This window comes from Psychrobacter sp. ANT_H3 (assembly GCF_027919975.1).
Classification (GTDB): domain Bacteria; phylum Pseudomonadota; class Gammaproteobacteria; order Pseudomonadales; family Moraxellaceae; genus Psychrobacter; species Psychrobacter maritimus.
In genome coordinates this window covers 136,645-151,578 of the sequence record NZ_JAQISM010000008.1, presented here as the reverse complement: position 1 = coordinate 151,578, position 14,934 = coordinate 136,645, and the positions used below count along the sequence as shown (strand labels likewise).

12 protein-coding genes are annotated in these 14,934 nt (G+C 43.1%); 8 read left to right on the top strand and 4 right to left on the bottom strand.

What is annotated here, in order from left to right:
• Positions 1–372 precede the first annotated feature (372 nt).
• Complete coding sequence (locus PG901_RS06615; protein WP_271133959.1) at positions 373–762, top strand: SCP-2 sterol transfer family protein; 390 nt, start codon at positions 373–375, stop codon at positions 760–762.
• 107 nt (positions 763–869) lie between these two features.
• Here the strand turns inward: PG901_RS06615 and PG901_RS06610 are convergent, their stop codons facing one another.
• Positions 870–1,850: a hypothetical protein gene (locus PG901_RS06610; protein ID WP_201565680.1), complete on the bottom strand. Its 981-nt coding sequence runs from the start codon at positions 1,848–1,850 to the stop codon at positions 870–872.
• 461 nt (positions 1,851–2,311) lie between these two features.
• Here PG901_RS06610 and PG901_RS06605 point away from each other — a divergent pair, with 461 nt between their 5' ends.
• The 3 genes from PG901_RS06605 to PG901_RS06595 all read left to right on the top strand — a co-directional run bounded on the left by PG901_RS06605 (position 2,312) and on the right by PG901_RS06595 (position 4,765).
• Positions 2,312–3,547, top strand: a complete 1,236-nt coding sequence (locus tag PG901_RS06605; RefSeq protein ID WP_201565679.1) for a lipoprotein-releasing ABC transporter permease subunit — start codon at positions 2,312–2,314, stop codon at positions 3,545–3,547.
• 44 nt (positions 3,548–3,591) lie between these two features.
• Entirely contained in the window at positions 3,592–4,272 is a 681-nt protein-coding gene (gene lolD, locus PG901_RS06600; RefSeq protein ID WP_201565678.1) for a lipoprotein-releasing ABC transporter ATP-binding protein LolD, read from the top strand.
• Between the two features lie 175 nt (positions 4,273–4,447).
• Positions 4,448–4,765, top strand: a complete 318-nt coding sequence (locus PG901_RS06595) for a hypothetical protein (RefSeq protein WP_201565677.1) — start codon at positions 4,448–4,450, stop codon at positions 4,763–4,765.
• Between the two features lie 95 nt (positions 4,766–4,860).
• Here PG901_RS06595 and PG901_RS06590 read toward each other — a convergent pair whose 3' ends face one another.
• Positions 4,861–5,436 carry a DUF2062 domain-containing protein gene (locus PG901_RS06590; protein ID WP_227670362.1) on the bottom strand — a complete coding sequence of 192 codons (576 nt, stop codon included), beginning with the start codon at positions 5,434–5,436 and terminating at the stop codon, positions 4,861–4,863.
• 274 nt (positions 5,437–5,710) lie between these two features.
• Here PG901_RS06590 and PG901_RS06585 point away from each other — a divergent pair, with 274 nt between their 5' ends.
• From PG901_RS06585 to PG901_RS06570, 4 genes are all read left to right on the top strand, one after another.
• Positions 5,711–8,839, top strand: coding sequence for a ComEC/Rec2 family competence protein (locus PG901_RS06585; protein WP_271133958.1), 3,129 nt, complete (start codon positions 5,711–5,713; stop codon positions 8,837–8,839).
• A gap of 294 nt (positions 8,840–9,133) precedes the next feature.
• Positions 9,134–10,189, top strand: coding sequence for a signal peptide peptidase SppA (gene sppA / locus PG901_RS06580; protein WP_271133957.1), 1,056 nt, complete (start codon positions 9,134–9,136; stop codon positions 10,187–10,189).
• Between the two features lie 126 nt (positions 10,190–10,315).
• Positions 10,316–11,203, top strand: a complete 888-nt coding sequence (locus PG901_RS06575) for an alpha/beta fold hydrolase (RefSeq protein ID WP_271133956.1) — start codon at positions 10,316–10,318, stop codon at positions 11,201–11,203.
• Between the two features lie 71 nt (positions 11,204–11,274).
• On the top strand, positions 11,275–12,078 hold the full coding sequence (locus PG901_RS06570) for a lysostaphin resistance A-like protein (RefSeq protein WP_442966859.1): 804 nt from the start codon (positions 11,275–11,277) through the stop codon (positions 12,076–12,078).
• Between the two features lie 135 nt (positions 12,079–12,213).
• Here the strand turns inward: PG901_RS06570 and dusA are convergent, their stop codons facing one another.
• Together dusA and PG901_RS06560 are read right to left on the bottom strand one after the other, a co-directional pair.
• Complete coding sequence (gene dusA / locus PG901_RS06565) at positions 12,214–13,185, bottom strand: tRNA dihydrouridine(20/20a) synthase DusA (RefSeq protein ID WP_271133955.1); 972 nt, start codon at positions 13,183–13,185, stop codon at positions 12,214–12,216.
• Positions 13,186–13,397: 212 nt separating this feature from the next.
• Positions 13,398–14,699, bottom strand: coding sequence for an MFS transporter (locus PG901_RS06560; RefSeq protein ID WP_271133954.1), 1,302 nt, complete (start codon positions 14,697–14,699; stop codon positions 13,398–13,400).
• Between the last annotated feature and the right edge of the window lie 235 nt (positions 14,700–14,934).

The window sequence follows — 14,934 nt, the reverse complement described above, 5'->3', positions numbered from 1 at the left end:
AATATGCGCCAACAACTTAATATTGCAGCATTATGCTCCCATTTTATACCCAATTTCCCTACTATTCTAGGGGTGAAAAAACATAGTGCTAACGAAGCAAAACGCAAACTTATCAGAAAAATTTGTAACTATGACGACATTGAACCTTTAAGAGGCTATAAATAAGTTTTACTTATTATCAAGTCGCATCTTATAATGACGCTGAACAGTATTGCTGACAGGACGTTTTTATACCTCTGTTAACAATTATTTTAATCATTGAAATAGCGGTCAGACTTATGCCTTTAACGGCACAAGCTGTCCATACATAAGCTTTTTATACATGAATTTTTTATAAATGAGCTTTTTATAATAGGTATTAAGGATAATAATATGGCAGTTTTTTTGACAGACGAATGGTTTGAGCAAGTTGAGCAAATGGGTCAAGAAGCCGGTGAACTAAATCTACCACCAGCATTGGCTAATATGATTGTGAACCTAAAAGTATCTGATACTGAGCAAGATATCGAAGCCAGTTTTGCTAATGGTTTATTGCATCGCGGCTTAAATGACGCAGCGACGACGACTTTATTGCTTGATCGCAGCATCTTGCAATCTATCATTACTGATTTTGATACCAATGAAATCATGGGCGCCTTTATGGGTGGTAAAATCCGTGTTGAAGGCGATATGTCACAATTGATGGCAGTACAAACGGCGCGTCCAAGTGCTGAGCAAAAAGCGCTGTACAGTAATATCAAATCAATGACTACCATGGCTTAATGGTCTGTTCTTCATTTTTATATAAATAAGATTTAGCATAAAAAAAGCCCTTAATTCATATTAAGGGCTTTTTTATAGAAAAGCTTACCAGTAATTTAATTGCTGAATTAGCTGGCTTTTGATTGTTGCGCGCTTGCTTGCGATTTTTGATTTTCTTTATAAATCGCTGCTTGTAACCAGATATTCGCCTGTACATAGTCATGAACTTGGATAGCAGCAGTGGTTGAAGTTTTAGGCGCACCAATACGGATTACAAATGGGTCAGCATCTTGCTCACGCAGTACCACCACATCAAATAAGATGATGGGCTTACCATTAAACAGCGTTTCTTGCTTACCAAGCACCTGACCTTGACACCAAGCTTCATCTTCTTGCCCTAAGGTATCACCAAACAGGTAAGCACACATATGACCGAGATTAATCTCAACCGGTGCCATTTGTTCTTTGGTTTCTGGCTGCCATGCTTTGATTTGCTCTTGTAAATCATCGGGCATTTTTCCATCGTTGGCGGCGACGATATCGTTAAAAGCGCGATGGTAGCGAATGGCTTCTTGGTCTTCGACCATAATCACTTCGTCTTGTTCGCTCAGCTTAATCTCATGCGCCCAAGCACTAAAATTCACATAATACGCCATATCCTGCTGATATAAATGACGGTTAGCCGTATAAAGCTGGTCAAAAGCATAGATGATGCTGCCATCAGCGGTGCGTAAGCGTAATACCGCATCATGGGTATTGTCATTGACAATCATACGTTCGATTTTACACGTCAGCCCATAAGGGCTATCGACACAAGGGTAGGCATTGATAAAGCATTCAGGCTTGCCATCTTTCATCGCCAGCACTTGATTGATATGACAAGGCTGGTCTTCAGATAGCAATAAACAGCTGTCTTTGGCGCTGACATTGCTGTTAAGCCCTTTAGGCATAGCAGCTTTTTCAATCATCTTTTGCAGCCATTCTGGCACGTCTTGACTCATGTCATCGGTCAAAATACGCCAATGATCGGCGTGACCGGCAGACTGCTCGTCAGATAGAGTGATTTTGGTGGGGGATTGGATATTTTTATATTGATAATTAATGGTCATGAATATACTCAAACTTAAGTCAGCCATGAGGTTTGGGTCTAAAACTGTGATTGCTGACCATTATCCAATATGTGAGCGGATTGGTTTATGATAACCAGCAATGTCGTCAGTAAAGAGGCAACAAACAACAATGAGGGGTTAATGACAATTGTCCTTAGCATACAATATATAGGTATAGACGCAACTAATAGCAAGCCCCTCATGAAAAATAATGTTAAAAGTTGAGTTTTTATTAAAAAATACTGGCAGTTTGCGCTAATGACTGGCACATATAACTCAAATTGTGTCAAACTAGCTCCCTTTTGACAGCGGCATTTTGCTGGTCATAACCCCTGTTTTTGTGTTCGATTGATATGTTTTTGCAGCAAGCGCCTTAGTCAATGTAATGTTACGAGGCGGTTGTTGCATCTGGTTTTATAACATAAATAAAGTCGCACGTGGATAAAATAAAGAGTTTGAATATGTTTCGTCCTTTAGCGTTATTTATCGGCTTACGGTACACCCGAGCAGAGCGTAGTAATGGTTTTATCTCCTTTATATCGCTGATTTCAATGATTGGTCTGACGCTTGGCGTGGCGGTATTGATTACCGTGCTATCGGTCATGAATGGTTTTGATCGGGAGCTAAAGACTCGTATTTTGGGTATGGTGCCACAAGCGACGGTGATCTCAACCGAGATTATCGGTGATTGGAAGCAGGTGGCAGATAAGATCAAAGAAGATCCAGAAGTCGCTGCCGTTGCGCCTTTTATCCAGCTGCAAGGTATGCTGACCTCTAACGGTCAAGTGGCTGGAATTATGGTCACCGGCGTCGATCCTGAATACGAGAAAAACGTCTCTATCATCAACGAGCATATGGTAGAAGGCAGTATTGATACCTTACAAAACGGTGAGTTCAGTATTGTGCTTGGTGAAGAGATGGTGCAATCCTTGGGGCTGCGCTTAGGCGATAAAGTGACGTTGGTGTTGCCAGAAGCGTCGCCATCACCAGCGGGTGTGATACCGCGCTTTAAGCGTTTTACGTTGACGGGTATTTTTACCATCAGTCCAGAAGTAGATAGCCTGATGGCGTTTATTCCGATGGGCGATGCGGCAAAATTACTGCGTCTACCAGAGGGCGCGCAGGGTATTCGTATGAAGCTTGACGATATCTTTAATGCACCGATGGCCGCTCAAAGAGCTGCTGCCATTGCCCCTGAGCAGTTATATCCTAGCGATTGGACCCAAACGCACGGCAATCTGTTTGGTGCGATTCAAATGGAAAAAGCCATGGTTGGCTTGCTGTTATTTTTAATTATTTTAGTTGCCGCTTTTAATATCGTCTCAAGTTTAGTCATGCTAGTGACCGACAAAAAAGCCGATATCGCCATTCTAAAAACCTTTGGTGCTTCACCGCGTCTGATTACCCATGTCTTTATGGTACAGGGTGTGGTCATTGGTTTTATCGGTACGATTGCAGGCACGATACTCGGCGTTATCTTTGCCCTGACCGTCAGTGATATTTTGGGCTTTATTAATAATAGCTTTGGTTTGAATTTATTTGATGCTTACTTTGTGAACTATCTGCCATCGCAGCTGCGTTTGACCGATGTGGTGCTGATTACCAGTGCGTCATTTGTATTGAGCTTTTTGGCGACCATTTATCCAGCACGCCGAGCGGCTAAAATTCAGCCCGCCCAAACGCTACGTTACGAGTAATCTATAGGCGTTAATGCCATGATAAATAAAATAAAGGAAGCGCTATGTCTGCGATTTTAAAAGCGACTAATATTAATAAAATTTACGATGAAGGGGCGGTGAGTACCCAAGTATTGACGGGCTTAGATTTGACCGTCAATGCTGGTGAGCGCATTGCGATTGTCGGTACCAGTGGCTCAGGAAAAAGCACCTTGTTGCACTTGCTCGGCGGACTTGATACGCCAACCAGTGGTGAAGTATGGCTACATGGTCAGCTGTTAAATACCATGAATGAGACTGAGCGCGGCGCGATGCGTAACAAGCACTTAGGGTTTATTTATCAGTTTCATCATCTATTGGCGGAATTTACTGCGGTTGAAAACGTCGCTATGCCGCTGCTAATGCGCCCAAAAATGTCGACCACTGAAGCGCGCCAACAAGCGATAGATATTTTAAACAGTGTCGGTCTTGAGCACCGTTTGGCGCACAGGCCAGGTGAGCTATCAGGCGGTGAGCGTCAACGTGTGGCGATTGCCCGTGCGCTGGTGACTAAGCCATCGCTTGTCTTGGCCGATGAGCCGACCGGTAACTTGGATTATGACAATGCCCAAAGTGTGTTTGGGCTGTTATCCGAGCTGCAAAGTACCATGCAAACGGCGCTGTTGATGGTAACGCATGACCGTAGTTTGGCTGCGCTTGCTGACCGTCAGCTACTCTTGCGTAATGGTCATTGGGAAGATTACTAAGCCTTTAATCTTTCGTTATAAACAATGTTATAAACAATATTCTTAACCGTTTCTTCTAAAAGTTACATGATTGCTGTTACTAAGCAGTAGCATGATAGGGTTAGACTTTTTATAAAAATAAGATAACAAGTAGGCTGTATAGGGCAGCCTTATTCATTAAGTAAGGATGGATAGTATGAATAAAGACGATGACCCGATTGAAGCGTTTGGCAGTATCGAAGAAGGTAATGAGCCATTGAAACCTTATATGGATCCAACGTTATTTGACACCATTGATAAACAAGCGCAAATAGAGTTGCTGACGCCAGTTTTTGACTCGATTACTTTAGCGGGTGTCGATTACGACTTAAAAGCGCAGGATAGTGCGACGGGCAAGCGCTATACGCTGCTTAAAGACGAGAAGGTGATAGATGTCTTTGTGATGGACACCAATCTTACCGATAATATTCTCAATGCTATCGAAAAACATAAAGAGCAAGAAGGCGAATTATAACGCCGCCTAAAAGTTGGGCAATGATTTTTATAAAATGCTGCTATTTTTATAGTATGACTGGTGCTGAATGAATGGTTATAAATGAGTAATAGCTGTTAATGCTTAGGCGTTTCGTCAGAGGAGTTCTGCTGACGTTTTTGCCAGCTGGTAACGGTCTTATAGCGCCAGATGGCTTTAAACGCCAAACCGCATACGATGCTGCTAACGATGGCTAAAATCGTGAGTCCTAAACAGAACGCCGTCAGAGATACCGTGCCTTTATAGGTAATAAAGGGATTAGCGCCGTCTGATAATGCCCATAAGCTAAAATCAGCAATCATCCTGCCGATAAGCCGCAAACTAATCATCGGTACGTCAAGGATTTTGGCGCCGACATAGTAGCCAGCATAAAATACCGGCAAGCTGGTTACTGGATTGGTAATCCAAGTCAGACCGAGCGCCATCGGGACATTGGCTCGAAAAATGAGCGCGCCGATTAATGCCAGTAACATTTGTCCTGGCAGCGGAAAAAACGCGCTAAGCACACCGATATAAACCGCTTTATTTAGACTATGGCGATTAAAATGCCACAAACGCGGGTCAGCAAGTTGCGGCGCAAACAGTTTTAATGTGCGACTGGCTAGGATTTTTTCAGGGGTAGGAAGTAGGTCTTTCAGACGTTTGTTTGGCACAGAATCGCCTTTACTCGTTATCTACAGCCCGCTCAATCATACTGATGGGCTGGTATGCAGTGATATTATTAATAAAAAATACAGGTAAGGATGTTATCAGAAAAGCAGGAAGATAATGGTGGATAATCACTATCGCAATATTTCTGCTCAGTATAGGGTAATAGCAGGATAAATGCCATCGCTTGACGGTTCGGTCTAACATTAAGGCTATCGTCAATCATCATTTATCATACAGCCTATACTTATCATACAGACTATCAAGCAAGGAGCGCTGGTGTACTGGTTAATTGGTAGCTTGATAATCATCGTTATGATGGGCGTTTTGGCCGTTGCTGATAGCATGCCGCTGCCTGTTAGTCCGTTATTAGCAGACCTCAGTGCTACTGCGACATTGCCGCTATTATTAACGATACTTACTATTGTTTTGTTAGTCGTCAGTCAACGTCGTATTCCATATCCTCGTTCCTTTACTATTAGACAACCTCCTTCTCAAAACCCTTCTGTTAAAAATTCTACGAAAACCTCAGCGTATAGCTTGTCGTTACTTTCTAAGTGTGTCCGCTATTTATTATTGGCAGCGCTAGCACTGACGCTGATTAGTGGTAGTGGACTGCTCGCCTTGATAAGTCATCAACAGGCGCAAAGTAGCGCCATAAAACAACCTTTGCGTGTACAAGCGCTGGTTAGCATCGAGGGCATAAGTGATAGTGTCTATGATGTCGCAAGTGATAGTGGCTATCGACAGGTTGCCACCATCAGTCAGATATCACCTTTATTGTCTGAACTGACAGCACAGGATTTAGATAATCTTACGGCGAATTATACTGCAAATTATAAAGAAGGGTTGAATAATAGCCTAAGCAGTAATAAAGAAACTAAAGATAATTTAAGCCATGATAGTTCTGAAGATTTTGAAAGCTTTGAGAGAGCTGAATACCGCGTATTGCTAAACGCGTATTCAAAAAAGCCCAAGCCTAAAAAACCCTCCAAAAAATATTCTACGAAACAAGCTAAAAACCTATCTAAGCAAACACAGATTATAGACTTAAATCATCTGCAGCCCGGTGATCAATTATTGATGACCTTAACGCTAGCGCCACTTGCTGGCTCTGAGCAAGCGCTGAATAACCCAACCGGGTTTGATAGTTATCGGTGGTTACGGGGTCGGCATATCGATGGCGTTGCTAATATACTAGCGACCAGTACCTCGACTATTCCGTTTGATGACTCAGCACTATCTAAAGCTGACGAGTCTTATTTATACCGTTTGCGTAGCGCTATCGACCAAGGACGCTGGCAGCTGCGCCAATACTTTTATCAAGATTGGGCAGCACAAAATACCGCACAGCAGCAAGCAAAAGCGGTAACTTTAAGTTTGCTGACCGGTGATCGCAGTTTAATCAATCGCGATACCAAAGATTTGTATCAGCTGGCCGGTATTTCACACTTACTGGCGATCTCGGGGACGCATGTTTTATTTTTAGCGATTGTGTTAGCGGGATTGGCAGTCCTACTGCTGAATCGCTTTTGTCCATCTCTTTATCGTCATATCCCGCGTTGGCAAGTGCGCTGGTGGGTGATGATTAGTGCGGCTTTTATTTATGCTTTATTTACCGGGTTTGATGTCCCTGCTGCGCGTACCGCTTGGATGTTATTAGCGATAGGTTTGATACGCTTAACATTGCTACCGATTAGTACCATGCGCATATTATTGGCGCTGGCGGTATTGATGGCATGGCTCGACCCATATGTATTGTGGCAGGCAGGTTATTGGCTGTCCTTTATAGCGGTGGCGCTATTGCTAAAATATGAGGATAGCTCAGCACAGCCAAGTCATGCAGAATTTACCCAATTAACGGCTTTTAGTCATGATGATGATAAAAACAAGCAGCTGCTTAAACGCATGTGGCTAGGGTTTAAACGACTGTTCAAATTACAGTTTTGGCTATTTATAGCTCTCTTGCCCATTACCTTGTTATTATTCGGCAAAGCGTCATTGTTAGGACTTGTCGTCAATCTATTTGCCATAGGTTTATTTGGCTGGGTGATTGTACCGCTGAATCTATTGGCAGGGCTTTGTTACCTTATTGTGCCCACGCTGGCAGATGCTATTTGGACGCTGGTAATTGCTATTGTCGCTTATTTACATGAGCTGATTATGTGGCTGACGGCATTACCGATATTTTCAGGGGCATGGCTCTATACGCCAGTCAATATGGCTATTTTTCTGATGGTATTACTGGCAATGTTACCGTGGTTATTGCCGCGCGGGCTTATCAGTCGTTGGCTCGCGCTAGCGCCGTTAACACTGCTAGTGATGACGGTATATGCCAATCAGCAGTCACTAACCACGATACCAACTCTCTATATTTTACCGACTGGCGACCAATATGTGAGTGCAGTTTTGCTGCAATACCCTGTGATAAATAATGAAAAGGTGCATAAGGATAATAATAAACACGCAGCCGCTAGACGGGTAAATAAGAAAAATGTCAGCTGGTTGTTTTTGGCCGACCATAGACCTGATAGTGTCCGTACGATGCCAAGCACGCTAACGGCTGATAAGTTTTCCGCGACCCTAGAGCAGCAATTACGTAGCTTATCTATTAAGCGCTTAGAGGGTATCGTGGTACAAAGTAGTAGCACCGCATTGACTGCTACACTGTCAATATCATCGACTAGCAACAGTAAATCCTTAAAGGCTAATAGTTTTAAAACAAATAATTCTGAGCCGAGCAACTCTGAATTACTACCCATGACAGTAGCGCAACTAAGTCAACGTTTCCCAACCGCTCAATACTGGCAAGCAGGGCGTAGTGAACGCTGGCCTGAGCGTCAGCACGCTTATCAAGTAGCCAGTCAATCCAGTCAAGCTAAAACTCATACAACCATTAGCGCCCAAGGTTGTGAGCAAGGTAAAATCTGGCAACTCATGAATGGCGATTTAACTTTACGAGCAATAACAGGTTGGAGAAAAATAAACGATGTTAGTGTCTGGGATTGTACGCTTGCTATTGACAGTCGATTGCCTATTCAAGTCATCAATTATAATGCGGCTGAGCCACTCAAATCATTACCTGCTAATATACAAACGCTTCAGTCCGATATAGAGGCGCCAACCCCTCAAGCTAAAAATGCTCAATCACGTCTGGTTCTGAATGCCGATACCCATCCGCGCGTTTGGCAAATGTGGTCGTTATTATGTTCGATTGAGTATAATGATAAAAATACCAATTTAAACAACACCTTAGACAATGCCATAAATAGCACAACATGGCTTGGACACAGTACTTCGCATATCTCTACTGAGGTAATAAGCCAGCAACAAATCCATGAGATAATCACTTACGATAATAAGCCATTAGATGCCGCCTTAGCTTTTAATACTGATACTAAGGATTAACCTTAGGCTGTACCTTAACAGTGCTATGCTTATAAAATGCCTCGCTTCTACTTATGAAATGCCTCACTGCTATAAGGTGTCGCCATTATAATATCAAGCTATTTCACAGTTCTGCTATTGAACCATGAGTGAAATGGCATCATACTTAGTAGCTTATTTAACTTTTATGAAAGCGCTACAAAATGCACTTATATAAGCAAATATACTTATTGCGGTTGTATTAAGTTTTTGCTCGATTAAGTTTTAAGACCCTCTCTTTTATTGTTTTACATTGTTTCTGACTTAGGAAGTTATATGCCCAACTGGCCACCAGACCCTAACAAACGTCCTAACAACTCGGCAAATCAGCCAACGCCGCTGCAGCAATCAAATCAGCCGAGCGGACAAGAGTGGCGACTGATTGAAAATACGTTATTAGCCAGTGTGGTTGAGCAGCGCCGCGCCCGTCGCTGGAGTATTTTCTTTAAGCTATTGACCTTTGGTTATATATTATTGATATTTTTAACCCTTGGCCGTGGTTGCAGCACTAAAACACCAACCAGTCTCGATGGCATGGATACCAGTAAGCCGCATTTGGCTGTGGTTGAAATCCAAGGGACGATTAGTAGTGGTGATGTGGCGAATGCTTATGATGTCAATGAAGCCTTGACGCGCGCCTTTAAAAACAGCAATGCCAAAGCGGTGGCGCTCGATATCAACTCACCTGGTGGCTCACCTGTCCAGTCTGATGAAATCTGGCAGACGATGATGGATTTGCGTCAAGAATACCCTGATAAAAAGCTTTACGCGGTGATTGGTGATATGGGTGCTTCTGGTGCTTATTATATCGCGTCAGCGGCGGATGAGATTTATGTCAATCCATCAAGCTTGGTCGGTTCGATTGGCGTAATTATGCCAAGCTATAATATCGAAGGCTTAATGGATAAGTTTGGCGTTAAAGACCGTACCATTACCGCAGGCGAGTATAAAGATATCTTAAGCCTATCGCGTCCGCTCACGGCTTATGAAGAGCAGCATGTCGAAAAAGTGCTAGACAATACCCATAAGCACTTTATCAATGCGGTCAAAGAAGGTCGCGGCGATCGTCTAAAAAATCCTGAGCAAAATAAACTGTTTTCAGGGCTATTCTGGACCGGCGAGCAGTCTATTGAGCTTGGTTTAGCCGACAAAAAGGGCAGTATTTCAAGTTTAGAGAAACAACTTAAACTTGATAACGTCGTCAACTATACGCCGACCGACCCATTTAGCTTATTTATGGATCGCTTTGCGGTTAAGTTAGGCGCAGGGCTTGGCTCAAGCATCAAGCTTGACGTACTACCGCAAGAAGAGGGTAACGCGCAGATGCGCTAAGCCCTTTATATTTTAGATTTAATGTGTATGATTGTTAAGGCTGAGCATATGACTATGCTCAGCCTTAATTGTATATAAATTTTGACTATTATAATAAACAGCTATTTAAATTACTGAGAGCTTGTCATGAGTGCCATTACCTTGCAGACCTTTGCATCATTGCCCAAATCTAAGATAACCCAAAAGCCTATCATTCATTTTGCTCATGCCAATGGTATGCCAAGTGCCGTTTATGCGCCGTTTTTTGCACCGCTTGCTGAGTTTTTTACCATTGAATATATTCCTATGTTGGGTAATACGCCCGATTATCCAGTAGATAACCATTGGCAGAGCCTGACGCAGCAGATTATCGACAGTGTTAAACGTACTTGTGAGCAGCATGGCGTTAGTCAGGTGGTGGGCGTCGGTCATTCGCTTGGTGCCATGTGTACTATGCAGGCGTTATACCGTGCGCCAGAACACTTTGCGCAAGCGGTACTGATGGATCCGCCTTGGATTTATGGTAAAGTCAGCTTGCTATGGCATTTGGCCAAAACCGCAGATAGATTACCGCTGATGAATAATCGCTTGATGGATAAGCTCTCGCCAGCTGGCGTCTCTAAGCATCGCCGTGATGTTTGGGATAGCCGCGACGATGCTTATGATAAGCTGCGTCATAAAGGTTTTTTTAAAGATTTCGATGAGCGTAGCTTTCAGGGCTATATCGAGCATGGTTTACATGAGCGGGCGGATGGCAAGGTAACATTGGCTATCCCTAAAGCCAGCGAAGTTGAGGTTTTTCGTACCAATCCGTCATGGTATTGGCTGACCCCAAACCGAGCGCCTAAACCGCCGGTGACGCTTATCATTGGTAAAGACAGTATCTTTCTTAAGCGCCGCTTCCCGCAGCAAATCAAATCACGGCTTAATATAAATTACGAAACCCACGCCGGCGGTCATATGTTTCCACTTGAGCATCCAGAATCGGTGGCGCTACAAGTGCTTGAGCTTATCAGAAAACAATTACCAAAATAAGTTGATGCATTATTAATGCTCATAATAAATATCCTGTTGGCAGCTAGCACACCCCTTTGAGTGACAACTTTATGCTAAAAGATGCGACCACAAAACCTGTTATGATCCCATCTGTTATGACTAAGGCACCTAAGCCTGCACCGCTGTTTTCGCGCTTGGGTGCGCTAGTGTTGGTTATAGGCATGGTGGTGACATTTTTTATCAGTCAATTAATCGGCGTCTATATCGCGGGGAAACTGGTGTTGCCCGCCGCTAAAAATGCAACCATGGGCGATATTTTCTTTTTTGGTAGTAACGATGGCACGGTAGTAAGTCTTTCTATCATCATCGGCTGTATATTACTGGTGGCAATCAGCGTATTGTTGATTCGTGTGAGAGGCGGGAATGTAAAGCAGTATCTGGCGCTAAAGCCCTTCTCATGGACGGTAGGCATCGGCATGTTAGGATTGCTGCTGATATTTATGATTGGCAGTCAGGCATTAACTTACCTGCTCGATAAATCGCCACTGGTCTTTGTCGACCCTTTATATCAGTCTGTCAGCTCAGTATGGCTATTGATATTTGCGATGGTGATTGTCGCGCCAATTTATGAGGAGCTGATATTTCGTGGACTGTTGTGGTCAGCTATCGCAGAGCAATTCTCAGGCACAACCTATGCAGAGCATCGCGGCGCAGTCGTCGCAAGCCTAGTGACCAGCGTGATATTTGCAGTGATTCATTTGCAATATGGCATTTATGAAATCAGCACCATTGTGGTATTGGCATTGATATTTTGCTACGCGCGTATTAAGTCAGGCTCGCTAGTGCTGCCGATGCTGCTACATATTATTAATAATGGCGCTGCGATGGCGCAGTATTTAGCGCAAGGCGCTTAAATACTTATATATAAAATACTAACGGCTAATTGGCGAATGTCTTTGTCAATTAGCCATGCACTAATTAGTTATTGTTTTATGCTTATGTGATTGGGCGCTTATAATATTTTACGCGAGAAGGGTAGTTACTTGTCTTTAAGCATCTGGATTTAAGGCTAAGACTTCTTCAGCGGCTCGTTTAATATCATCAATCGTTAGTTGCGGTTTGCCACTCAATGCCTGTCGCCATTTGCGAGCGCCCATCAAACCTTGAAACAACCCTAAATAATGCCGCGTCATCGTTGGTAGCGCTTCACCTTTAGCAACTTGTTCTTCTAAATATGGATACAGTTTTGCTAAAATATCTGAGCGCTTAGGACTAGATTCGCCCCATAAGCTATTAGCTTCTGCCAGCAAATACGGGTTATGGTAAAACGCCCGTCCAATCATCACCCCATCGATATGCTGTAAATGCGCTTTAATATCAGCAACCGTTTCGATACCGCCGTTAATTTCGATATCAAGGGCCGGGAAGTCCTGCTTAAGCCGGTAAACATCATCATAACGTAAGGGCGGTATTTCGCGATTTTGCTTCGGGCTCAAGCCCTGTAGCCACGCCGTACGGGCATGGACGATAAAGCGCGTACAGCCTGCAGCTGCCACTTTTTCGACAAAATCCACCATAAACTCATAACTGTCAAAATCATCGATACCAATACGATGCTTGACGGTCACCGGGATATCGACCTCCGCCTGCATGTGCTTAACCAAATCAGCAACCGTATGCGGCTCTGCCATAAGGCAAGCACCAATCTTATTATGTTGGACACGATCAGACGGACAACCAACGTTGATATTGACCTCATCATAGCCATGCTGCTGGGCAAATTGGGCGCATTGGGTCATCTCGCTAATATCGGCGCCGCCCAGTTGTAGCACCAGCGGATGCTCAAGCGTATCAAAGCGCAAATGCCGTGCGCGATTGCCATGTATCAGCGCACCGGTGCTAATCATCTCGGTATAAAGATAAACGTGCGGATTAAACAGCCGTGCAAAGTAGCGATAATCTGTCGTTGTCCAATCAATCATTGGCGCAACAGAGAGTCGTTTGTTGGTCATATCAACCATTAGGGTTAAGCCTCGTTGTTAAGCATAAATGCTTTTAAGTGCATTTTTATATATATTAAAAAAATAGTCGATAAAGCGCCATGCCTGATAGAGGCAGGGCGCTTTTTATTACTAAGGGTATATTGGTTAAACGATGAAAAAATCAATGGCCAAGCAAAGTAGGGCTAAATGACATATCTACTATGACATGGCTACTATGATATAAATACTTCTTAAATGACTTCATTGATTTTTCTAAACTCTGGCAGATTATAAAAATAAATGCCCATGATGATGCCAATAAAGCCGATAAATACGATGTATAGGGCAGGCGAGAAACTGATGTATAAAGTGGCGTAACCAAGCGCAAAAGGCACCAATACCCCAACAAGACCGTAAGATAGATTATAACAAAGCGCCATACCAGTGAGTCGTACATTGGTCGGAAATAGTTGCACAATAATGGCGGGTATCATGCCGACAATACCAGCGCAAAAACCTAAAAGCGCATACATAATGAGAATATAGTCGCCACTGGCTTGCAGATGGTAAAAGAAAGCAAGCATCTGCACAATCAATAATACAGAGCCAATCGCCAATACTTTACCAAAATTTTGATGATTGGATATGATGCCATAAAACACACAGCCAAAAATCATAAACACAATGCCAAGACTGTGTGAAAATCCAAACAAGTCATTATCTAAGGTAAAGCGCAATTCAATTAAATCCGGTAATAACAGAACGATAACGGTCGTGATACTAGCGACAATGAGGGTCAGAACCAAGCCGATAAAGATAGAATGCTTACAATGTTTAAAGAGTAGGGTAAAGGGTTTGACCACATAATCACGTGGTTTTGATGCTTTCATAGCGATAAAAAACGGTGACTCATCTATCCAGCGCCATGCCAACAAAGGTAAAACGCTCAAAAATGCTGCGATAAAAAATGGTATACGCCAACCATAATCAGCCAATTGCGCAGTGGTCAGTGCATTGGTCAGCCAAAGAAAAAAGGCGTTGGAAAATAACACACCAACATAAAAACTTGCGGTCACATAGCCACAAGCGACTGATAAATATTGGCGCGGCACGTGTTCTGAGACAAAAACCCAAGCAAGTGGTACAAAAACGCCAAATGCCATCCCTTGTATCAAACGTAAGGCAATAAATAAGGCGGGTGCAATTAAGCCCCATTGTGCATGCGTTGGTAAGCAGGCCATGGCCAATAAGCTTGCAGCAGTCACCAATATGCTGATTAATAAGAGCGGTTTTCGACCTTTAATATCACCAAAGCGGCCAAAGATGATGCCGCCGAATGGACGTGCCAAATACCCAATCGCAAAAAGCCCAAGCCCTTGCATACTGGCAACCGTAGAGTCAGCATTAGCAGGTAAAAAGGTAGCGGCGATGATATTTGCAAGATATAAATAAATCAAAAAATCAAAAAACGCGACCGCGCTGCTAAAGCAAATAAACAGTACGGCATTTCTATCTTTAGAGGACATCAGAGCATATTGAGAACGAGAAGGCATAATATATCACGCATCCACATAGGGAAGAGTTTGTTAAGCCAGTCACCATCTAGATAACCGGCCATAATAAAAAACGACAAATCATATAACTGGCTAATGATTTGCCGAAAAGATAGGATCTTGCACTAAAAAATACTTCAAGGTTAAATTATCGGCTTAAGATATCTCGCTCAAGTTATTGTCGCTATAGACAATTTGTAAATAAGCGCTTATAAACAAAACTGATTGATTCAAG

Excerpts from the sequence above, each read along its gene's own strand:
- PG901_RS06615 (WP_271133959.1), top strand. The coding sequence starts at position 373 with ATGGCAGTTTTTTTGACAGACGAATGGTTTGAGCAAGTTGAGCAAATG.
- PG901_RS06610 (WP_201565680.1), bottom strand. The coding sequence starts at position 1,850 with ATGACCATTAATTATCAATATAAAAATATCCAATCCCCCACCAAAATC.
- PG901_RS06605 (WP_201565679.1), top strand. The coding sequence starts at position 2,312 with ATGTTTCGTCCTTTAGCGTTATTTATCGGCTTACGGTACACCCGAGCA.
- lolD (WP_201565678.1), top strand. The coding sequence starts at position 3,592 with ATGTCTGCGATTTTAAAAGCGACTAATATTAATAAAATTTACGATGAA.
- PG901_RS06595 (WP_201565677.1), top strand. The coding sequence starts at position 4,448 with ATGAATAAAGACGATGACCCGATTGAAGCGTTTGGCAGTATCGAAGAA.
- sppA (WP_271133957.1), top strand. The coding sequence starts at position 9,134 with ATGCCCAACTGGCCACCAGACCCTAACAAACGTCCTAACAACTCGGCA.
- PG901_RS06575 (WP_271133956.1), top strand. The coding sequence starts at position 10,316 with ATGAGTGCCATTACCTTGCAGACCTTTGCATCATTGCCCAAATCTAAG.
- PG901_RS06570 (WP_442966859.1), top strand. The coding sequence starts at position 11,275 with ATGCTAAAAGATGCGACCACAAAACCTGTTATGATCCCATCTGTTATG.
- dusA (WP_271133955.1), bottom strand. The coding sequence starts at position 13,185 with ATGGTTGATATGACCAACAAACGACTCTCTGTTGCGCCAATGATTGAT.
- PG901_RS06560 (WP_271133954.1), bottom strand. The coding sequence starts at position 14,699 with ATGCCTTCTCGTTCTCAATATGCTCTGATGTCCTCTAAAGATAGAAAT.